This window comes from Methylosinus sp. PW1, assembly GCF_000745215.1.
GTDB lineage: Bacteria > Pseudomonadota > Alphaproteobacteria > Rhizobiales > Beijerinckiaceae > Methylosinus.
In genome coordinates, this window is the sequence record NZ_JQNK01000010.1 from 77752 (window position 1) to 98147 (window position 20396).

Below are 20396 nucleotides of genomic sequence, written 5' to 3' on the forward strand. Positions count from 1 at the left end.
TTTAGCGCGCTTTCCGATCGAACGGAATCGTTCGATCGATCAGAATTCGCGCCCAACGAGAGAAGCTAGAGCGCGAACAAAAAGCTGCCCGAGTCGCCCCGGGCAGAAAAGTCGGGAGCCCCGCCCGGCGAGCGCGGCCGAGCGAAGGTCGTTCGGCGCGCGGTTCAGCCGCTCGCCAGGAATTTCTCGAGATAGACCTGCTCCTTGGGCACGCCAGCCGTCGCCGCGGCGTCGAAGGCCGCCTCGATCATGCCGGGCGGGCCGCACAGATAAATATCCGGCTTGCCGCGCAGCTTCTCGAGCTCGGCGCGCATGAGATCGATCACCGTTCCTTTGGCGACGCCATTCGCTTCGCTGGCGTTGACGACCGCGACCTGCACATCGAGGCTCGGCATGGCGTTCTGCAGCGCCTTCAGCTCCTCGACATAGAAGAGCTCCTCATAATTGGTGACGCCGAAGAACAAGGTCGACGGTTGCTGGTCGCTCTCCTTCTTCAGCTGCCGGATCATCGACAGCACCGGCGACAGTCCCGTGCCGCCGGCGACGAAGAAGCGCGGCCGCTCGCTCTTGTGCAGCGTGAAGGAGCCCGCCGGTCCGCGCAGCGCGACGCGCAGGCCGACCTTGGCCTGCGTCTGCAGGAATTTCGAGAAGGCGCCGTCCGGCAGCAGGCGAATGAAGAATTCGAGCCGACCATCTTCCGCGACCGAAGCCATGGAATAGGAGCGGCGCGTATGCGTGCCGGGGATTTCGATATCGACGAATTGCCCGGGGGCGAAGCTCAGCGCGATCGGCGCCGCGCCATCGGCGGTCAAAGGCTGCAGCACGAGCCGCACGACATTGGACGACACGCGATCACATTCGACGATCTCGGCCAGCCAATTGGTCTGGATCGCCTCGAAGGAGATGCGATCATAGGTGTAAGGCACGATCAGATGCAGATCGCTGCGCGGGAAGGTGCGGCAGAGAAGAACCTTGCCGTCCTCCTCCTCGTCCGGCGGCAGCGCCTGCACCTTGACGTCGATGAGCTCGTAATCGCCATCCGTGCAATCGGCCTTGCAGGTGGCGCAGCCGCCGGCGCGGCAGGAAGAAAGAAGAATCACGCTTTGACGAAGCCCTGCCGAAATGACGTCCTCGCTCGGTCCGCATTCGAAGGAGCAGGTTTCTCCGTCCTCTGTCTCGATGACGATCTGATACATACGTCTTCCGCCCTTGCTACTCTGGCTGCGCCAGCTCGTTTTTCGTCGTCTCGTTGCGATCGTCGATCGGGATCGGCGTGCCGAGCGTCTGCAGCAGACGCTTGATCTCCGCGCTATTGCCGCCTGGCTGCGCCGCCGCCTCGTCCTGCCGCTGGAAGAAGCGGAGCACATGAGAGACCGCCTCGCGCGCCGAATCCAGCGACAGCGAGCAGCCTTCCTGCACGAACTCGCCGTCGCGCAAAATCTCCCAGCGCCACATGTAATCGAGGTCCATCGTATAGGCGGCGTAGCGTGAATCTGCGTGAATCAGAATCCGCTGCTCTTCCGCTTCTCGTTCCGCGCCATGCGCCATGGCCTTCCCTCCCTTGTCGCGATGACGTTCGGGCGGAAGGACCGCCCGAACGCTCGTTCTTTTTCTTTCGAAGGAAGCCGTCAGGCCTGCAGATGCAGGACCTTGACGCCGCGCTCCTTGCGCAGACCCTCGAGCGGGGTCGCGTAATAATCGGTGTTGCGCAGCTCCATGAGAATCGTGCCCAGCGCCGCATCGGTGCGCAGGAACACATTCACCGGCAGAACCGGCGGCTTGTAGAGCTGACGGAACTCGACATGGATGCGCTCCGCCGCATATTTGCTCTCGGCGGCCTTGATCTTGGCGATCCAGGTCGCCTCCACCGCGGCGGCGTCCTCGCCGGTCGTCGCCTTGGTGATGAGGTCCGCGACGGAGAGCTTCTCGGTCTTGAGAACCGAGAGACGCTCCTCGATCTTGCGCTCGATATATTGATAATCGACGTCGAGATCGTAGCTCTTGCGGAACGGCGAGGAATAGGCGACGCGGAAGTCCTGAATGAACTTCGTCGCCTGCTCCACACTATTCAGCTTCGCGATCTTGCCTTCCCACTCGGTGCGAGTGGCGTTCTCGTGGATGGGTTCTCTCTTCGCCATTGTGGCAATCCTTATCGTCGGCCGATCAAATGTCGGTCAGGGCGCGATCGAGGCCCATGAGCTCCGAGGTGATGGTGAATTTCGTGCCGAGCGTGTAGGCGCGGCCGACGGTCGACGACACATTCACGAGAAGGTCGTAGACCGAGAACGGCTTGCCCAGCAGATCGGAGGCTTCGGCGGCGTCGATCTCGATCGCGCCATCGGCCTTGATCCACCAGAAGCCCGCCTTGTCCTCGACGACGATGGACGGATTCTTCGCCTTGCCGGCCGTGAGCACGATATCCTCGATGATCGCGTCGATCTCGTCGCTCTTCATGAGAACCAGAACCACGGCGTTGGACTCGTGGACGACCTGATTCTCCTCGGCGAAGAACTCGTCCGCGAAGGCCTTGCCGGTCTTCTGCATGATTCCGGCGTTGTAAGCGTTATGCGCGCTGGACATAGGAGCGTTTCCTTCTCAATTCTTGTAGCCGGCGAGAACGGCGTCGACCTTCTGGTCCACGTCGATTTTGAAGCCGATCTTGTCGGCGTAATCGATCTTCCAGTCGCCGAAGACGCGCTGCAGCGCCTCCGAGACGCCGGCGCGATCGGTCGCGCCCGCGACCTTCTCGACCTTGGCGTAGATGCCGACGAAATCCTTCAGCGCCGTGACCGAACGCGCGAGATAATGCTCGGTCCAGGCGTTGAGGAAGGTGCGATTATGCGCGCCGAATTCGGGATCATTGGCGAGGCTGTAGACGAACAGATCGTCGATCGCGCCGCGCGTGATCTGGAAATAGGTCTGCGACTGCGCGGTGAAGAAGGGCGTCAGCGTGTCGCCATAGACGGTGGCCAGACGCTGGAAGAACTCGCGACGGGCGAACTGGCCGAAGGTCGCGTCATAGACGGCGTGACCCGCCCAGAGGATCTCGTTCCAATCCTGAATGCCCTGCCAGATCTCTTCCACCGCGCCGCGCGCGCCGGCGTAGATCGGATCGGTCGTCCAGATCTTCTTCGGCACGTCGGTCGACGCATCGAAGCCGGGAACGAGCTTGGCGATGAACAGGCGCTCCGTCTGGATCGACTGCGCATTGTCCACCTTGTCGAGAGCCGCGAAAATGGCGGACTGGCGGATCGTGTCCGAGAGCGAGTCGCGGCCGACCGACGAATGCGAGTTGAACAGCCCATATTCGTTGTAGAGCAGGGCGCCGTAATATTTGTTGAGGATCTCGTCCCGCCAATAGGCGTCGATGGTGCGGATCGAGCCTTCGGACGAATAAGCGGCGAGGAAGCGCTGCGTGTAGCGCGCCTCTTCCGACTTGTCCTTCACATAAGGCGCGTGCCAGCGACGGGCCGGATCACGATGGCGATACCAGTCGGTCGTGCGCAGCTCGGTGCTCTCATTGCCCCAGGATGGACGGCCGCCGTGGAACTTCTGAGTCCAATCGCCCCAATCGAGGCCGCCGGCGATCCAGTCCGGATTGGGCTGCGCATAGACGGACAGTTGCTCGTATTCCGACAGGCGCTTCCAGCGCGGCTGAATGAAGTAATGATACTTGCGCTGCGTGTCGAGCGCGTGGTCCGGGATCGCGGCGGCGATGATCGCTGCGCGCTCCGGGTCGGTGAGACCTCGCTTCGTGACTTGAGAGCTCTGAGGCTGTGACATTTCAGACGTCCTCCACTTGAGGGTTTTTCGTGCTTCGTGCTTGTCGACGGACGCGCGTCGCCCGCCGAGACCCGGCGCGCGCGAGGCGCGCCGGGAACCCGTTGCAATTCGACGCGGGGCGCCGAGCGCAGCTCAGAATTTGGCGAGCGGATCGGGGAAGACGCAGCCCGCGCGCTTGATGTCCTCGAGCGTCCAGAGATTGTCGCCGCGCACATGGGGCTGGGCGATCAGCGTCTTGCCGTCGGAGCGAACGCCATGGCCCTCGGCGATCACGTCGGACAATTCGCGTCCCTCATATTGCTCGAAGATGTTGTGGCACTCGTAGCGCTCCGGCTCCGACAGCCACATGCGCTCGCCCCAATCATCCGTGAGCGAATGCTTCTTGCCGTTGAGCTCGTGCACGCGCAGCGAGCCGGAGCCCTTGGCGAGCGACGGAATGAACGGCACCTGCGAGACGCGGTCGATGTAGACGTCGTGACCGTTGGCAAGCAGCCAGGCGTAGGGGATGAACCCGCTCTTGGGATCCTCATAGCCGAGCTTCTTCCACTCGTTGTAGATCTTGCCGTAGTGATCGGCCCAACCCGGGTAGTTCGCCTCGAACCACTCCTGATCCTCCTCGTCCGGCAGAGCCAGGCGCGCGAAGCCGAGCGGCCACAGCGCGTAAGCGGCGAGAGCGAGATCGTGATGCGCCCAATAGGCGTCCGTCTTGGCGTCGCGCAGCGAGCGGGGGCTCTCCACGCCATACTTGCCGAGGCGACCGATCCAGATTCCACCCCAATCCTCGTAGACCCAACGGTTCCAGGTCTTCACCCACGGCTCGACCTTGAACTTGGAGCCATACTCGAACAGATAGCCGAGAGCAGGCGTGAAATACTTCTGCTGCGTCCAGAAGGCGTTGTTCAGATCGGTGTTGAGGAACTTCGCCGCCGCCGGATCATTGGCGATGGACACCACCGTCTGATAGCCGTTCGCCATATGGCGTAGCTCGTCCGTCTCCACCGACAGGAAGACCGTCGGCGTGATCTCGTCGCCATTGGCCGAGGCCCATTCGGTGACGGCGACGATCAGCGGATTGGTGAAGCAGGCTTCGCCGACCAGCTGCAGATTGATCGAGCATTCCACGGCGTCGCCGGAGATGAAGCCGTCGGCGAAGACGCGCTTCATGCCCTTCCACAGAGGGCCGATCGCGCGGGTGCGACGGGCGTCATTGTGGCCGGCCGGATCGTGATAATGCTTGGAGTAATAGTGGTTGATGAAAGCGCATTGATGCGTGTGACGAATTTCGTCGAGCACCTGAGCGAGATAGCCGTTCTTCTGCTCGGCGGCGGTGGCGCTGTCCCACAGCATGGCCGAAGCGGCGATGGCGTTATACTCGCCGACCTCGAGGAAGTTCGAGATCACCTTCATGGTCTCGCCCCAGCGGGGATGCACCTTGTTGCCGGCGCCGAGACGGGTCAGACCATCGAGCAGAGTGCCGAACTGGCGCTCGTCCTTGGCCGCCTCCATGCGGGCGTATTCCTTGGCGATGACCTTGAACTGCTCCTTGGTCTGGTTCGCCATGTGATATTTGGTGGCGTATTTGGTGCGGTTTTCCTTGAAGTCCCAGTTGAAGCTCTGCAGCCACTTGTGAACCTCCTGCGGCTCGACGCCGACCGGAGCGCGGTTGACCTTCAGAGCATCGGTCGCCGCTTTTGTCGCGAGACTGATCGCCATGCTTTTCCTCCTCACAGACTTTTTGCTTCTCGGATCGACGACTTCGTCTGTAGTCGCAGATCCGAACGTGAGCGCCGCTTTCCAAACTTTCGAAATGGAAACTTCGATGTCGTCTGCAATTCATCTATTGCGGAAGCGACGACGCTTATTGTTATGGCAAGCCTCGTGCCACTGATGGTGATTTTGCGGAATCATAGAGTTTGCAAGGGATTCGAAAGGATCGTGAAACTCGTGCGACGTGAGCGCGGCGATATTCGAAGGCGGCGCTCGATACATCTGTCAAATATGCATACGCACGAATTTCATCGACTGTTTCGATCGCCGCGATCGTCGAGGAGATCGCGGCGATCATGCGCGCATTCAGGCGCGCGGATCTTCGCGCGTTTCGGCCGCGCGTTGCGCATCGAATCCGAATGTCGGATCGCTCACCGGAATATGAGTCACAGCGCATTCCACCGTCATCAGCGAGGACGCTGTCGCGACGGCGTTGCGCAATGCGAGACGCGTGACGCGCACGGGATCGATGACGCCTGCGGCGAAGAGATCGCCGCAGGCGCCGCTGCGCATATCCATTCCCCAGAAATCATCATTGGATCGCCGCAGCTCGAACAAGAATTCATCGGCGTCGACGCCGGCGTTGGCCGCTATGCGCCGGATCGGCTCGTCGAGCGCCGCGCGCACGATGGCGACGCCATGGCTCTGATCGAGATTTTCACCTCGCAGCTCTGCGAGAGCGGCGCGCGCGCGATAGAGGCCGACGCCGCCGCCGGCGACGACGCCATCGCTCTGCGCGGCGCGCGCGGAATTGAGCGCATTCTCGATTCTCTGCATGCGCTCCTTGATGAGAACGTCGGACACGCCGCCGGCGCGTATCGTCGCCATCCTGCCCGACAAGGCTTTAATGCGCGTCTGCAGATTTTCCAGCTCGTGACGTTTGCCGCTCGGCGAGCCTTTGGAGGCGTCGCCTTCGACGATCCAATCGGCCTGACGTTTCGCCGAGGCGAGACGATCGGCGATGACGTTCGGATCGCCTTCGCCGCCGATGACGAGCGTGTCGTCCTCGCGCACGACGACGCGTCGCGCGCGGCCGAGATGCTCCATCGTGACATTGGAAATATCTTCGCCGAAAGCTTCCATGATCGCGCGGCCGCCGGTGATCGCGGCGAGATCGAGAAGATATTCATAGCGGCTGTCGCCATAGCCCGGCCCCTTCACGGCGATGGAGCAGAGATTCTTGCGAATGTGATTGAGCAAGAGTCCGGGAAGCGCTTCCTCCATTATGTTTTCGGCGACGACGAGCAGGCTGCCGCCGCGGCGCCGCACCAGCTCCAGCGCCGGCACCAGCTCGGAAAATTCGTTGATGACGCGATCATAGACGAGAATGTAAGGATTCTCGAGCTCGGCGATCTTGCGCGCGCTGTCGGTCATGAAATAGGGCGAGCGATAGCCCTGTTCCCAACGCATGCCTTCGACGGATTCGATATCGTCGGCGAGGCCATGGCCGAGCTCGACATCGACGACGCCGCCTTCGCCGGCGATCTCCAGCGCTTCCGCGACGATCGCCCCTATGCCTTCGTCGCCGCCTGCGGCGAGCGTCGCGACATGGGCGAGCGAGCGCGCGTCGTTGCAACGGCGCGCGCGGCGCAGAAGATCGGCCTCGACAGCGCGCGCCGCGCGCTCCATGCCAATGGCGATGTCGCGCGGATTCATGCCGGCGGCGAGCGCCTTGCGCGTTTCGGTGGCGACGCGGCGCGTCAGCACGACGGATGTCGTCGTTCCATCGCCGGCCTCTTTGGCGACAGCCGTCGCCATTTGACGCACGAGATTTATGCCGACGCTCTCCGTGCGTCCGGCGGCTTCCACAGCTTGCGCCACAGTGGCGCCGTCCTTGGTCGCGACCGGCGGCAGGCCGGAAGCGCGATGCTCGATGACGACATTGCGGCCGCAGGGGCCGAGCGTCACGCCGACAGCGTCGGCGAGAACGTCGACTCCATCGAGCAGGCGCTTGCGAACGGGGTCGCCGAAGCGAATATTTCTGGCCACGACTCTGATCCTCCACTGGTGCGGCGCTCCGCCGCGGCGCCGCGCGCGTTTCCTCTTATTTTTTCTTCGGCTTGTCGAAAGCCGTTATGTCTATGTCCTCGCGCCCGGCGTTGAGGGCCATGGCGCTGCGTCCCGCCGCCACGCGGCGCGCGCGATTGCGCTCGAGGCGTATCCACACGGAGATCAGGCGGCGATCGTCGAAATCGAGCGTGCGCCGTATTTCCTCTATGTCGACAGGCTCGAATTCGCGGCGCAGAAACGCGTGTAGCTCCTGCGCGCGCTCCTCGCCGACGATTTCCGTCAGGCGCTCGGCCTCCTGCTCGAGCTCGCGCATGGACGCGTCGAGCGCGCGCGCGGTCTCTTCTAAAAATGCGCGATCTTCCGGCCCCATCGCGTCACCTCTTGCAGACGATTCGCCTGTCGCTGCGCAGGCCGTAACGCGCCATCTTGTGGTAGAGCGTCGCTCTGGTGATGCCGAGGCTGCGCGCGGCCTTGGCGATATTGCCCTTTGCGGAGGCGAGCGCGTGCCGTACGGCGCGCGCCTCCCAATCGGAGAGGCCGAATCCCGTCTCGCTCTCGACGGCTTCGTCCATGATCTCTGCGGTCGGCGTCGCGCCGGCGCCGACGCGATTGTCGAAGTCGAGCTCTTGAATGAAGTCGATCGGAAGATCGTCGATCTCTATGAGCGGCCCCTTGGCGACGGCGATGCTGGAGCGCAGCACATTGCGCGCCTCGCGTATGTTTCCGGGCCATGGATGCTTGAAGAATATGCGCCAAACCTCATCGGAGAAGCGCAGCTCCTCGTCCGCCGCCAGCGCCTCGCGCTCGAGACGAAACAGCTGCGCCAATAGTCCGAGCCGATCGGGCCGCTCGCGCAGCGGCGGCAGCCACAGCTGCACGCCATTGAGCCGATAATAGAGGTCGCGACGAAACGTCCCCTTCTGCACCATCTCCTGCAGGCTGCGATTGGTGGCGGCGACGACGCGCACATCGACGCGGATCGGCTTGCTGGAGCCGATCGGCACCACCTCGCTCGAGTCGAGAACGCGCAGCAGCGTCGCCTGCAGATCGGCGGCCATGTCGCCGATCTCATCGAGGAACAATATGCCCTTGTCCGCCTCGACGAATTTGCCGGCCTTGCCCTTGGCGCGCGCGCCGGTGAAGCTGCCGCCCTCATAGCCGAACAATTCGCTCTCGATCAGCTCGCGGGGAATGGCGGCGCAATTTATGGCGATGAGCGGACGCTCCTTGCGCGGACCGCTGGCGTGCAGGCGGCGCACGAGATGATCCTTGCCGACGCCGGACTCGCCGGTGATGAGGATCGGAATATTGCGCTCCTGCAAGCCGGAGGCTTTGCGCAGCGCCGCCTCCAGCACATTGTCGCTCCAATCGGCTCGAGCCTCTGGCGCGGGCGGCGCGGCGTCGGCGCGGTCGGGCGCGCGGCGCTGCGATGGCGAACAGCTCTCACGCTTGGGACAGCGATGCGCTTCGGCGAAGATGGCGTATCGATCGCGCGGATCGGTGAGCGGGATGAGGCGCGCGCTCTCATGCGCCGCGACCAGCGCGGGAAGATCGACGCCGAGCGCCGTCGCCGCCTGTTGGCCGATGAGCGCGGAATGGTCGGAACGAAGCGTCTCGACGCCGGCGCGATCGACGCCGCGAACGAGTCCGTCGGCGCCGATGAAGATGCGGCCCTCGTCGGCGAAGCGTGGCTCCGCATCGCGCGTCGCGCGCAGGCGCAGCAGATAGCCGTCGGAGGCGATGCGGTCGAAGAGGCTCGCCTCCAGCAGAAGGCGGGCGATCTCGAGAAAGCCGAGGGCGAGCTTGGCGGCGTCGCGACGGTCGGAGACCATGCCGAGGATCGCGCAGAGACTTCCGTCGGGCGCCGTGATGGGGCATCCGGCGGTGGCGAAGCGATGCAGCGCGCCGTTGAAATGCTCCTTGCCGTCGAAGGCGATCGGCGCGCGCAAGAGGCTCGCCGTGCCGACGCCATTATTGCCGAGGCTGGCTTCGCTCCAATCGGCGCCGATGCGCCCCATTTGCGCGGCGCCGGCCGTTATGCGCGAACCGGAGTCGAGCAGCTGCACGAGCGCGCCGGCTGGATCGGCGAGCAGCAGCGCGACATTGGTCTCGTCGAGCAGCGCGCGCAGCTCGTAGACGAGCGCCGAAAGCCGGCCGGCGACGCCGCCGACCGAATTGCGCCAGGCGTCGAGCTCCGTCGCGCCGCGATCGTCGCGGCGCTGGCGCGGGGCGAATTCTGCGCCAGGGGGCAGAGCGTGGTCGTCCACGCAGCGCGCCCAGGCCTCGGCGACCTGTGGGCGCACCCAATCGGCGCCGGCGGGGGCTTGCCCCGTCTGCTTCATCCAATCCCAGGCGACGCCGGGACGGTCGACTCCATAGAAGCCGGTCTCCTCGGCGCTGCGCATCTCTATGACAGAGGCGGCGGCATGGCCGAGCAAGGGGGATCTCATCGCCGTATCGCTCAAAAGCGATCCTCCCGAATTTTTTTGCGTGTCAGGGCATGGCGTGTCGGTCGACGGGTCCGCTCATGCGAGGGCGCTCGCTCGCGCTGAGCGCGGGCGAGCATTCGACGTCGCGCTTCTGGCGGCGTGGTCAGCCGCGCGCGGCGGAGGGCGCTTTCTGGCCGGGCAAGGGCAGCTTCGACAGCGCTTCGGCGAGCTGCTCCGCCGCATAGCCGAGGATCGCGCCGACGATCAGCGACAGGGCCGCCAGCAGAGCCGGATTGGTCGGAGCGAGCGTGGCGAGCTCGTCGGCGCGCGTCGTCGCCAGCAGCGTCGCATAGGCGGCGAGGGAGACGGGCCATTCGGCGAGCGCCGGCAGATTGGCGGAGAGCACGAGAGCTATGAGCGTGACCGCCACGGCGATCGCCGTCCATGCCGGGGCGCCGATCGCCTCGCCATAGGGGAGATGGTTGGCCGCGAGAAGCGCCACAGCGGCGAGAGCGACGCCGAGCAGATTATACGGGACCGATTTTTTCAGCCCTTCGAGCTTGCCGCCCAAATGCTTGTAGCCGGCCCAGCCGATGAGCGCGGCGAAGAGCTGCGCGCCATAGGGAGCGGCGGGACCGAGAGCCAGAAAAGCGGCGAGACCGCCGAGAGCGCCGACGCTCACGGCCTTGAAATATGCAATGCTCATGACAAAAGCCTCCAGCTGCGCGCGCGATTCTATGATCGGCGCAGTTCGCGTGAATCCCTCGACGGCGGTTCGCTCCGTCGATCTTCGAAAAGGAGAGTGGGGGAGTTCAGGCGAGAGAAGCTGGAGGCGCGCGTGGAAACAGAGGCCGCAGCTCGGGCGCGGCGGCGACAGCGTCGATGACATAGATCGGCGCTGGGGTGTCGGAGGAGATTTCGAGCGGGAGAATTACGACGAGGACGATCTCGCGCTCGACATCTATCGCGGAGCTGCAATGAAGAATGCAGCAAGGGCCGATATGATGATTCTCGCTCGGAGCGGTATCGCTTTTGGCCGCGTCGGCCTTGAAGGACGCGCAGACCACGCCGGAGAATTGCGCGCTATTGGCGGTCGCTCCCGAGGCGATGCCGACGCCGACCGTCTGCAGCAGGAACAGCAGCGCCGCGACCATGCCGAGGGCCGCTCGCTCGACGCTCGAATATGTCCGACCCGGGATTTTCAAGGCAAAGTGCTCTGCAGCGTTCGGGACGCGAAGGTACGAGTGGCGCAGGAAAGCGTCAAGCGACGCTCCTTGTCGCGCGTGCGGCATGTTGTCGCGAGCCTCGCGCAAGCTTTCGTTCACGCTGAATGATGCGGCGCGAGCGGCCGCGCCGCTGCGGAGCGCTCTGACGGCGAATGAAATCTTTCAGCGTTTTCGCGGCTTCGTCGCCACGCTCGGTGAAGGAGGCGACGCTGGACATGAGGCCGTCGCGATCGACGAGATAGACGAGCGTCGTGTGATCGATCGTGTAATCGCCGCCCTCCAGCGGCGTCTTGCGGCGATAGACGCGAAACGCCTGCGCCGCGCGGTCTGTCTCCTCCGCTTCGCCGCGCAAGGCGGTGATGCGTCGCGGGAAGGAGGAGACGAAATCGGCGAGAGTCTCACGCGTGTCGCGCTCTGGATCGAGCGTCGCGAAGAGAATGTCGAAGCCGGCGCCGGAAGGGTCCGCCTCATTGGCCGCGCGCGCGACCTCGAGCATTGTGGTCGGGCAGACTTCCGGACATCGCGTGAAGCCGAAGAAAATGGCGTAGGGCCGTCCGCGCATCGTCCTTTCATCGACGATGTCGCCATTCGTCGCAGTGAGGCGGAAGGAGGGCGCATAGGCGCGCGCGGCGGTTTCGTTGCGATGCGGGGCGATGCGCGGCGCCGCGGCGCTCGCAATAACGATGACGGCGGCCGTCGCGATCCACCATCGACGCGAGCGCAGAGCGGCGGGAAGGCGCCTTTCGCCGCCCGGCGTGGCGCGGACGCTCGCCGGGCGGCTGGGACGAGCGGAGCTCTCGGGCGGGATGGAGACCGAGACGCCGCTCGAGCGGCGCGAGCCGCGTCGGCGAATGAAACGACGAAAGCGCGCCGCGAGCCGCACGCCGGCGCCTGGCGCAAGACGCAGCGCCTCGGCGAATGTGGTGCGGATGCGCGGCTCCACCGCCATGCCGCGCAGGCCGGTGGCGAGGCTCTCGACGGCGCTCTCTTTTTCCGCCGGCGTCGAATGACGCCCGATCTCGAGCCGGCGTCCCGCCGCGGTGATCTCGACATGCGTGCAGCGGCGCGCGCGATCGAGGCGTCGCTCTATGACCAGCTCCTCCGCTTTGACGCGCCGCTGATCGACGAGCCGGCCGCGACTGTAATGCGCGACGCGGACGACGCCATTCTCGATCGTCACGCGCTCGACGATCTCGCCGCGCTCGGCCGGCGCGCTTCCGAGGACGAGGCGGCAAAAAGCCGCGAGGCCGCTCGCCGCGTCGATCGCGAGCCGAGCGAGCCTGCGCGGCGCGAGGGCGGACGTCGCGGCTGCGACGTCGCAAGAGGGCGAGCGCGGCGTCATCGGCGTATTCTTCGTCACGCAAGGCTTCGTCACGCAGGGCGCTCCATCTCGCGGCGTCATGTCGCGGCTGCGGGCGCCGCGTCGTCTTATCGAAAACAGCAATTGCGCATATAGGTCAACGCGAAGGCGAATGTTGCGCATGCGACCGGACGTCGCGTGCAGAAAGTGAACGGACATGCGTTCGATCGCGATCGTCGCGATGCGCGCGAAATCGATACGACTGTGCAGCGGTCGTTTCACGGATTCGCGCACAGACTCGCCGCGCGCGCGTATTTCGCGCTATGTGTGTCGGCTCTGGCGTCTCTCGCAGCGCTGGCGCAAATGTTGCGGACCGGCGCCGAGGGGCAAGTTCAACGATCGGCTCGAGACATGATCATCGGCTCGCTGCGGCGGCGCGACCTTTCGACCTCCAAGCGATTCCTGGCGTTGCGTAGGCATTGCGTTCTAGGGGCGCTCGCGCTTCCGCTGGCTCTTTTCGCGACGGCCACGCTCGCGGCGCCGGCCGCCGCCGCGATAGAGGTGGAGCGCGCCTGGTGCGCGACGCCGCCCAAAGGGGTGAAGATCGGCGCCTGCTATCTGGCCTTGCGCAATGAGGGGAAGACGGAGGACCGGCTGCTGGGCGTTGAGGCGGACGCCGCCGCTCGCGTCGAGATGCATGTGACGAAGATCGCCGATGGCGTCGGGCGCATGCGCCCGCTCGCGGACGGCGTCGCGCTGCCGGCCGAGTCGGTCGTCGATTTCCGCGAGAAGGGCTATCACCTTATGCTGGTCGATCTGCGCGGCCCGCTCGCGGAAGGCGAGACCGTGCGCGGCACGCTGCGATTCGAGCGCGCCGGCGCGCAGCCCGTGCTTTTTCATGTCGAGCGGCCGGGCGCGCCTTGATTTTGCCGGAGCGGCGTAGGATTCCGGCCGGCGGCGGTCGGGATGGTCGAATCACATGGCGCCCCTATTTCCACTCACGATGAGAATCGCGGGGCGAAGACCCGGCGGAGGCGGCCGGCCAAAGCGGCCGGCTTTGCCGCGCCCAGTCCCCGCGCTGATCGAGGCCGCCGGTTTGCTCGAGAGCCGTCTGCATGAAAATTTATGAAAATCGAAGTTCTCGCCGTCGTGGCGCGCGGAGGAGGGGCTCAGCCCATTTCTCGCCGAGACGTAAATGGCTGTTCGCCGAGGCGATCTCTTATTGTAACCAGTCCGTCATGAATATGACGCAGAAAGGCCCGTCGTTCTCTAGGCCGGTCTTTTCGGCAACAAATTCTCTCCCATAGTGGGTTCATCCCGCATTCAGCCTGGATGCGGGATAGGATCGTCCTTCGCTCTCATGCTAGATGAGCGCGGATTTCCCGCGGATATGTCACGCGATGAATGAGTTGAACCCCAGTTTCGCCAATAGCGCGCCCCTCGACGGCGCGCCGATCGCCGAGGAAGCGGCCCGGACCGGGGCCGTGCTGCGCGGTCCGGCCATGCCGCATCTGCTGCGCGACGAGCTGCTCTGCGAGATTTTCGCCGCCCGCGTCGTCGCCAGCCCCAATGCGCTGGCCATGGCGACCATGGAGCGGCGCTTCACCTATCGCGAGGTCGATGCGGAAGCTGCGGCCATCGCCTGTGGCCTCGCAGCGCGCGAGATCGGGCCGGGCGACGTCGTCGGCCTCTGGGGCGCGCGCGGGCCGGAGCTGCTGATCGCGCAGATCGCCATCGCCAAGACGGGCGCCGCCTGGCTGCCCTTCGACGCCGACGCTCCGGTCGACCGTATCGCCGTCTGCCTCGCCGACGCCGGCGCCAAGGCGCTGCTGACCTCCGCCGCTTTCGCCGGCAAGGCCGCCCCCGTGGTTTCGGTGGAGACGCTGATCGACGCCGAGATCGCGGTCCAGGGCGGCGTCTGCCCCGATCCGCGCGCCCTCGGCGCCACGGGCGATCATCCGGCCTATCTGATCTACACCTCCGGCTCGACGGGAACGCCCAAGGGCATTGTCGTCACCGCGCGCAACATCTGCCATTATCTGCGCTCGGCCAATGAGATATACCGGATTTCGGCCTCCGATGTGGTGTTCCAGGGCGCGTCCGTCGCCTTCGACCTCTCCATGGAGGAGATATGGATTCCCTATCTCGCCGGCGCGTCGCTCTTCGTCGCCACGCCGCAGATCATCGGCGAGACCGAGGCGCTGCCCGATATTCTGGAGGAAGCCGGCGTCACCGTGCTCGACACTGTGCCGACGCTGCTCGCCGCCATGCCGCGCGACGTCGCGACGCTGAAGACCATCGTGCTCGGCGGTGAGGCCTGCCCGCCCTCGGTGGCGGAGCGCTGGACGCGCATCGGCCGCACCATTTTCAACAGCTACGGCCCCACGGAGGCGACCGTCGTCGCCACCGTCTCGGAGGTCTGGCCCAATGAGACGGTGACGATCGGCAAGCCGATCCCCAATTACAGCTGCTATGTCGTCGACGAAAATCTGACGCTGCTGCCGACGGGCGCGGAGGGCGAGCTGCTCATCGGCGGCCCTGGCGTGGCGAGAGGCTATCTGCGCCGCGACGAGCTGACCGCCGAGAAGTTCATCGCCAATCCTTTCCCCTCGGACGGCTCCGATCCGATCCTCTATCGCTCCGGCGATGCGGTGATTCTGGACGAGAATGGCGATCTGCATTTTCGCGGCCGCATCGACGATCAGGTGAAGATCAGAGGCTTCCGCGTCGAGCTGGGCGAGATCGAATCCGCGCTCTCGCGCCTCGACCATATCCGCCAGGCGGCGGTGGTTCTGCGCAATGAGAATGGGCTGGACGAGCTCGTCGCCTTTCTCGTCGGCGCGACGGCCGTGTCGCCGGACCCGCGCGATCTGCGCGCCAAGCTGCGCGAGTTTCTGCCCTCCTATATGGTTCCGGGCCGGTTCGAGGTCGTGACCTCGCTGCCGCGGCTCTCCTCCGGCAAGGTGGACCGCAAGACGCTGAAGCGGGCGCCGCTCACCGCCCCGCTGATCGACACGGAGGCGCAGGAGGAGCCGCGCACCAAGACGGAGGCCGCGCTGCTCGACGCCGCCAAGCGCGTGCTTCCTCCCGGCGCCATCCCCTTCGACGCTGATTTCTTCACCGATCTCGGCGGCCATTCGCTGCTCGCCGCGCGGTTCGTCTCCGTGGTGCGCGAGACGGCGCATCTCGCCTCGATCACGCTGCAGGACCTCTATTCGGAGCGCAATCTGCGCGCCCTCGCCGCCCATCTCGACGGCAAGGCGTCGCTCGCCGGGCCGCCGCGCGATCTCTCCTTCGCGCCGCCGCCGCTGCTGCGGCGCTTCCTCTGCGGCCTCGCCCAGGCGGCGGCGCTGCCCTTCATCCTCGCCTTTGTAACCTCGCAGTGGCTCGGCGTCTTCGTCTCCTATCAGCTGCTCACCTCGCCGGATGCGAATATCCTCGAGGAAGTGGCGGCGCTGCTCGGCGTCTATATGTGCGTCAACATCGCCACTGTGGCGGTGTCCATCCTCGGCAAATGGCTGGTCATCGGCCGCACCAAGCCAGGCCGTTATCCGCTATGGGGCGTCTATTACTACCGCTGGTGGCTGGCGCAGCGCCTCATGGGCCTCACCCACGCCAAATGGTTCCAGTGCTCGCCCTTGATGCGCCTCTATCTCTCCGCCCTCGGCGCGAAGATCGGCGAGGACGCCATCATAGGCGAATTGGACGTCGGCGCGATCGATCTCGTCAGCATCGGCGATGGCGCGAGCCTCGGCTCCAAGCTGAAGCTCGCGAACGCCCGCGTCGTCGGCGACGAGCTGATCATCGGGACGATCGACATTGGCGCGGACGCTTATGTCGGGACCTCCTGCGTGATCGAGGAGAATGTCGTCCTCGGCGAGGGCGCGGCGCTCGAGGATCTGACCTCGGTTCCCGCCGGCTCGCAGATCGGCGCCTATGAGATTTGGGACGGCTCGCCGGCGCGCTACAAGGGGGATGTCGATCCCCGCGCGCTCGATCCGCAATCGACGGCCTCCGCGCCGCAGCGGCTCGCCATGGGCTTTATGTTCACGGTGCTGGTGCTGGCGCTGCCGCCGCTCGGCCTGCTGCCGATCTTCCCGGCCTTTTGGGTGTTCGACCGTTTCGACAATTGGCTCGGCATAACGGATGTCGATCACACCCTCTATCTCGCCGCCATCCCGCTCTTCGCCTGGCCGACCGCCTTCGTGCTGGTGCTCGTCACCGTGGCCTTCATCGTGGCCTTCCGCTGGATCGTGCTGCCGCGCGTCTCGGAGGGGACCTATTCGGTGTGGTCGGGTTTCTATCTGCGCAAATGGGCGGTGGCGCTCGCCACCGAGGTGACGCTGGAGACGCTCTCCTCGCTGTTCGCCACGCTCTACATGCGCACCTGGTACCGGCTGATGGGCGCGAAGATCGGCAAGGATTCGGAGATTTCGACCAATCTCTCCGGCCGCTACGATCTCGTCGAGATCGGCGAGAAATGCTTCATCGCCGATGAGGTGGTGCTCGGCGACGAGGATATGCGTCGCGGCTGGATGTATCTGAAGAAAGTGAAGACCGGCGCGCGCGTCTTCGTCGGCAACGACGCCGTGGTGCCGCCGGGTTCCGAAATCCCCAGTGGCGCGCTGATCGGCATCAAATCCAAGCCGCCGCAAAACAGCGAGCTCTCCGAGGGCGACACCTGGTTCGGCTCGCCGCCGATGAAGCTGCCGGTGCGCCAGACCTTCGACGGCGGCGGCGCCGCCTGGACCTATCAGCCGCCCTTCTGGAAGAAAGCCGCGCGCGCCGTCTATGAGGCGATCAACGTCTCGCTGCCGACCATGCTGTTCATCACTTTCGGCACATGGGCGGTGGAGAGCTTCGGCCAAAAGCTCATCGACGGCGATTATTGGTCGGTGTTCTGGCTCTTCGTGCTGTCGTCGACGCTGATCTCCGTCGGCATGACGCTGGTCGTGGTGGCGGTGAAATGGCTGACCATGGGGCGCTATGAGCCGCAGGTGAAGCCCATGTGGTCCTTCTGGGCGATGCGCACCGAGGCCTGCGCCGTGCTCTATTGGGGCCTCGCCGGCAAAATCTTGCTCGAGCATTTGCGCGGCACGCCCTTCCTGCCCTGGATGCTGCGCCTGTTCGGCTCCAAATTCGGCAAGGGCGTGTTCATGGACTTGACCGACATCACCGAATTCGACTGCGTGAGCGTCGGCGATTATGCGGCGCTCAATCAGGTCGCGGCGCTGCAGACTCATCTCTATGAGGACCGGGTGATGAAGGTCGGCCGCGTCGAGATCGGCCGCGGCGTGACCGTCGGCGCTGGCTCCACCGTGCTCTACGACACCCATGTCGGCGATTTCGCGCGGCTCGGTCCGCTCACCGTGGTGATGAAGGGCGAGAAGATTCCGGCGCATTCCGAATGGATCGGCGCGCCGGCTGAGCCGGCCACGCCGCCCGCGACGACGCCCGCTGTGGCGGAGGCGCGACGCGAGACCAGCAAGGCGGCGTGACGCTGGTCATGGAGCGAGCCTGAAGGCTCGCGGTCCGAGGCGCTCTCTGGACCGCGAGCCTTCAGGCTCGCATCCGAGCGCCTCACATGAAGATCAGATCCGTATCCTGCGGCCGCGCGCCGGCCGCGGTCAGCATCGCATGGGCTTGCCCGCGATGATGGGTCTGATGGTTGAAGAGATGGACGATGACGAGCTTGCGCGGCTTGACGATATCCATCTGCTTGGTGCCCGAATACCAGGAGAAATCGCCCTCGAGCGCCGCCTCGTCGAAGGCGTCCGCAAAGGCGATCAGCCGCGCGTCCATCGCCGCGCGCTCTGATTTCATGATCGCCCAATCGGCGCGGAAAGAGGCGGAGTCGGCGATCGCTACATTCGGGTTCGGATCGCCGGCGAGGCGGCTCATCCACATGGCGTCCGCCCAGAGCAGATGATTGAGCGTGCCGTGGATCGATTTGAAAAAGGCCCCGCGATCGGCGCGCCGCGCTTCGTCGGAGAGCGTATCGGCCGCAGCAAAGAGGCTCTCATTCTGCCAGGCGTTGTAGCGCGCCATTTTCTGCGCGAAGGCGGGAGTGATCATTCTGTCGGGTCCTTGTCGTCGCTCGGCTCTGGCCCGGGCTCGAATTCCCCAGGCCAGAGACGCGCGCCGTGGAATATCGCGAGAATTTCCACCACCTCGGCGCGCACCCTATAGGGCGCCAGAAACGGCGTCCCGGCGATCACCAGCTCTCTGGTTTGCGGAACGCGGCCCGGCCGTCCGAGGCTGGGTTGCTGTGCGAGCGCATCGACGCGCTCGCAAATCCGAGCAATGAGCTTCGCGGCGGCGGCGGGATTGTCGCGCGAAACATAGTCGCCGATCTGCTCGAGATCGCGAAGCGCCGGCCTCGTCCAGAGCACCTTCATGACGGCGAGAGGAACTTCCTTCGCACTCGCGCCACTTCCTCGTCCGAGGCGAAATCGCCTTTGTCGGCGGCGGCGAGGCCTTCTATGATCTTTTCCAGCAGCCGAGCGTCGGACGCCACGAAATCTTCGACCGCGCGGGCGACGATCTCGTCACGAGAGCGCGAGGTCTTGCGCGCCATCTCGTCCAGAGCCGCGAGCGTCGGCTCGTCGAGCCGGACGGTGACTGAAGCGGTCATGAGAGCCAAGTCCTGACTGCGCTGGGTTTTCGGCGCAGAGCCTAGACGAAAGAGTCGCTCGCTTCAACGCTCCGTCGCTCGACACGCTCATCCATTTGACCCAGCGGCGGGGGGCGCCTACAACCGGCGCTCGGTATAAATTTGATCGGCGCTCCATGTCCCACAACAGCTTCGGCCATCTCTTCCGCATTACCACTTTCGGCGAGAGCCATGGGCCGGCGCTCGGCGTCGTCGTCGACGGCTGCCCGCCGGGGCTGGAACTGACAGAGGCCGAGATTCAGCTCTTTCTCGACAAGCGTCGTCCCGGCCAGTCGCGCTTCACCACGCAGCGGCAGGAGCCCGATGCGGTGAAGATTCTCTCCGGCGTCTTCGCCGATTCCGCCGGCCGGCAAGTGACGACCGGGACGCCGATCGCGCTGCTGATCGAGAACACCGACCAGCGCTCCAAGGATTATGGCGATATCGCCGAGAAATACCGGCCGGGCCACGCCGATTACGCCTATGACGCGAAATATGGAATTCGCGACTATCGCGGCGGCGGGCGCTCCTCGGCGCGCGAGACCGCGGCGCGCGTCGCCGCCGGCGCTGTGGCGCGCAAAGTGCTCGCCGGCGTCGCCATACGCGGCGCTCTGGTGCAGATCGGCCCGCATAAAATCGACCGCGCCCGCTTCGACTGGGCGGAGGTGGAGAAGAACCAGCTGTTCTGCCCGGACGCCCAGACGGCGAAGCTCTGGGCCGATTATCTCGACGGCGTGCGCAAATCGGGCTCCTCCATCGGCGCGGTGATCGAAGTGGTGGCGGAGGGCGTTCCCGCCGGCTGGGGCGCGCCCATCTATGGCAAGGTCGACTCCGATCTCGCCAGCGCCTTCATGTCCATCAACGCCGTCAAGGGGGTGGAGATCGGCGCCGGCTTCGCCGCGGCCGAGCTCTCCGGCGAGGCCAACGCCGATGAGATGCGCGTTGGGCCGGACGGCAAGCCCGAGTTTCTCTCCAATCAGGCCGGCGGCGTGCTCGGCGGCATATCGACCGGCCAGCCGATCGTCGCGCGTTTCGCGGTCAAGCCGACCTCATCCATTCTGACGCCGCGCCGCACCATCGACCGCAACGGCCAGGAGACGGAGATCGTCACCAAGGGCCGCCACGACCCTTGCGTCGGCATTCGCGCCGTACCGGTGGGCGAGGCGATGATGGCGATTGTGCTGGCCGACCATTTCCTGCGGCACAGGGGGCAAGTGGGCGGCTGAGCC

At 65.2% G+C, this 20396-nt stretch carries 18 protein-coding genes; 3 read left to right on the plus strand and 15 right to left on the minus strand.

Features of this window, described 5'->3' with window-relative positions; translation table 11 throughout:
- Positions 1-164 precede the first annotated feature (164 nt).
- The 12 genes from mmoC to K369_RS25015 form a co-directional block, all read right to left on the minus strand.
- On the minus strand, positions 165-1196 hold the full coding sequence (mmoC, locus tag K369_RS23730; protein WP_036296712.1) for an aromatic/alkene monooxygenase hydroxylase FAD-binding subunit MmoC: 1032 nt from the start codon (positions 1194-1196) through the stop codon (positions 165-167).
- 16 nt (positions 1197-1212) lie between these two features.
- Entirely contained in the window at positions 1213-1548 is a 336-nt protein-coding gene (gene mmoD / locus K369_RS23735; protein WP_036296715.1) for a soluble methane monooxygenase-binding protein MmoD, read from the minus strand.
- An 80-nt stretch (positions 1549-1628) separates the two neighbouring features.
- Positions 1629-2138, minus strand: coding sequence for an aromatic/alkene monooxygenase hydroxylase subunit gamma (gene mmoZ / locus K369_RS23740; protein ID WP_018264222.1), 510 nt, complete (start codon positions 2136-2138; stop codon positions 1629-1631).
- Between the two features lie 25 nt (positions 2139-2163).
- A complete protein-coding gene (gene mmoB / locus K369_RS23745) occupies positions 2164-2580 on the minus strand; it encodes a methane monooxygenase regulator MmoB (protein WP_036296718.1) in 417 nt (138 codons plus the stop codon).
- Positions 2581-2595: 15 nt separating this feature from the next.
- Complete coding sequence (gene mmoY / locus K369_RS23750; RefSeq protein WP_018264224.1) at positions 2596-3783, minus strand: aromatic/alkene monooxygenase hydroxylase subunit beta; 1188 nt, start codon at positions 3781-3783, stop codon at positions 2596-2598.
- A gap of 132 nt (positions 3784-3915) precedes the next feature.
- Positions 3916-5496 carry an aromatic/alkene monooxygenase hydroxylase subunit alpha gene (mmoX, locus tag K369_RS23755; protein ID WP_036296721.1) on the minus strand — a complete coding sequence of 527 codons (1581 nt, stop codon included), beginning with the start codon at positions 5494-5496 and terminating at the stop codon, positions 3916-3918.
- 360 nt (positions 5497-5856) lie between these two features.
- Complete coding sequence (locus K369_RS23760) at positions 5857-7539, minus strand: molecular chaperone GroEL (RefSeq protein ID WP_036296724.1); 1683 nt, start codon at positions 7537-7539, stop codon at positions 5857-5859.
- Positions 7540-7594: 55 nt separating this feature from the next.
- Positions 7595-7930, minus strand: coding sequence for a hypothetical protein (locus K369_RS23765; RefSeq protein ID WP_036296727.1), 336 nt, complete (start codon positions 7928-7930; stop codon positions 7595-7597).
- Positions 7931-7934: 4 nt separating this feature from the next.
- On the minus strand, positions 7935-10010 hold the full coding sequence (locus K369_RS23770; protein ID WP_245278309.1) for a sigma-54-dependent Fis family transcriptional regulator: 2076 nt from the start codon (positions 10008-10010) through the stop codon (positions 7935-7937).
- 142 nt (positions 10011-10152) lie between these two features.
- Complete coding sequence (locus K369_RS23775) at positions 10153-10695, minus strand: DUF1097 domain-containing protein (RefSeq protein ID WP_051949583.1); 543 nt, start codon at positions 10693-10695, stop codon at positions 10153-10155.
- A gap of 106 nt (positions 10696-10801) precedes the next feature.
- Positions 10802-11143 carry a DUF2946 family protein gene (locus K369_RS23780; RefSeq protein ID WP_036296733.1) on the minus strand — a complete coding sequence of 114 codons (342 nt, stop codon included), beginning with the start codon at positions 11141-11143 and terminating at the stop codon, positions 10802-10804.
- Between the two features lie 106 nt (positions 11144-11249).
- Entirely contained in the window at positions 11250-12590 is a 1341-nt protein-coding gene (locus K369_RS25015) for an SCO family protein (protein ID WP_198033210.1), read from the minus strand.
- A 336-nt stretch (positions 12591-12926) separates the two neighbouring features.
- Between K369_RS25015 and K369_RS23795 the strand changes: the two genes are divergently transcribed.
- The gene (locus K369_RS23795) at positions 12927-13439 is read left to right on the plus strand and encodes a copper chaperone PCu(A)C (RefSeq protein ID WP_051949585.1); all 513 of its coding nucleotides are present in this window, start codon (positions 12927-12929) and stop codon (positions 13437-13439) included.
- Between the two features lie 476 nt (positions 13440-13915).
- Complete coding sequence (locus tag K369_RS23800; RefSeq protein WP_036296898.1) at positions 13916-18013, plus strand: Pls/PosA family non-ribosomal peptide synthetase; 4098 nt, start codon at positions 13916-13918, stop codon at positions 18011-18013.
- Positions 18014-18095: 82 nt separating this feature from the next.
- Here K369_RS23800 and K369_RS23805 read toward each other — a convergent pair whose 3' ends face one another.
- From K369_RS23805 to K369_RS23815, 3 genes are read right to left on the minus strand one after another with little or no spacing between them, the layout of a single operon-like run.
- A complete protein-coding gene (locus K369_RS23805; RefSeq protein ID WP_036296739.1) occupies positions 18096-18590 on the minus strand; it encodes a DinB family protein in 495 nt (164 codons plus the stop codon).
- Positions 18587-18913 carry a type II toxin-antitoxin system RelE/ParE family toxin gene (locus tag K369_RS23810; RefSeq protein WP_036296742.1) on the minus strand — a complete coding sequence of 109 codons (327 nt, stop codon included), beginning with the start codon at positions 18911-18913 and terminating at the stop codon, positions 18587-18589. Before K369_RS23810 ends, K369_RS23805 begins: the two co-directional genes overlap by 4 nt.
- A complete protein-coding gene (locus K369_RS23815) occupies positions 18910-19149 on the minus strand; it encodes a CopG family ribbon-helix-helix protein (protein WP_036296745.1) in 240 nt (79 codons plus the stop codon). The genes K369_RS23810 and K369_RS23815 overlap by 4 nt, the downstream gene beginning before the upstream one ends.
- A gap of 155 nt (positions 19150-19304) precedes the next feature.
- Between K369_RS23815 and aroC the strand changes: the two genes are divergently transcribed.
- Positions 19305-20393 (plus strand): chorismate synthase, encoded by a 1089-nt coding sequence (aroC, locus tag K369_RS23820; RefSeq protein ID WP_036296748.1) that lies wholly within the window; start codon positions 19305-19307, stop codon positions 20391-20393.
- Positions 20394-20396: the final 3 nt, after the last annotated feature.

Bases quoted from the DNA above. Each gene is read 5' to 3' on its own strand.
- K369_RS23780 (WP_036296733.1), bottom strand. From the start codon at position 11,143: ATGGTCGCGGCGCTGCTGTTCCTGCTGCAGACGGTCGGCGTCGGCATC.
- mmoY (WP_018264224.1), bottom strand. From the start codon at position 3,783: ATGTCACAGCCTCAGAGCTCTCAAGTCACGAAGCGAGGTCTCACCGAC.
- K369_RS23765 (WP_036296727.1), bottom strand. From the start codon at position 7,930: ATGGGGCCGGAAGATCGCGCATTTTTAGAAGAGACCGCGCGCGCGCTC.
- K369_RS23805 (WP_036296739.1), bottom strand. From the start codon at position 18,590: ATGATCACTCCCGCCTTCGCGCAGAAAATGGCGCGCTACAACGCCTGG.
- K369_RS23815 (WP_036296745.1), bottom strand. From the start codon at position 19,149: ATGACCGCTTCAGTCACCGTCCGGCTCGACGAGCCGACGCTCGCGGCT.
- mmoB (WP_036296718.1), bottom strand. From the start codon at position 2,580: ATGTCCAGCGCGCATAACGCTTACAACGCCGGAATCATGCAGAAGACC.
- K369_RS23775 (WP_051949583.1), bottom strand. From the start codon at position 10,695: ATGAGCATTGCATATTTCAAGGCCGTGAGCGTCGGCGCTCTCGGCGGT.
- aroC (WP_036296748.1), top strand. From the start codon at position 19,305: ATGTCCCACAACAGCTTCGGCCATCTCTTCCGCATTACCACTTTCGGC.
- mmoX (WP_036296721.1), bottom strand. From the start codon at position 5,496: ATGGCGATCAGTCTCGCGACAAAAGCGGCGACCGATGCTCTGAAGGTC.
- K369_RS23795 (WP_051949585.1), top strand. From the start codon at position 12,927: ATGATCATCGGCTCGCTGCGGCGGCGCGACCTTTCGACCTCCAAGCGA.
- mmoZ (WP_018264222.1), bottom strand. From the start codon at position 2,138: ATGGCGAAGAGAGAACCCATCCACGAGAACGCCACTCGCACCGAGTGG.
- K369_RS23770 (WP_245278309.1), bottom strand. From the start codon at position 10,010: ATGAGATCCCCCTTGCTCGGCCATGCCGCCGCCTCTGTCATAGAGATG.
- K369_RS23810 (WP_036296742.1), bottom strand. From the start codon at position 18,913: ATGAAGGTGCTCTGGACGAGGCCGGCGCTTCGCGATCTCGAGCAGATC.
- mmoC (WP_036296712.1), bottom strand. From the start codon at position 1,196: ATGTATCAGATCGTCATCGAGACAGAGGACGGAGAAACCTGCTCCTTC.
- K369_RS23800 (WP_036296898.1), top strand. From the start codon at position 13,916: ATGAATGAGTTGAACCCCAGTTTCGCCAATAGCGCGCCCCTCGACGGC.
- mmoD (WP_036296715.1), bottom strand. From the start codon at position 1,548: ATGGCGCATGGCGCGGAACGAGAAGCGGAAGAGCAGCGGATTCTGATT.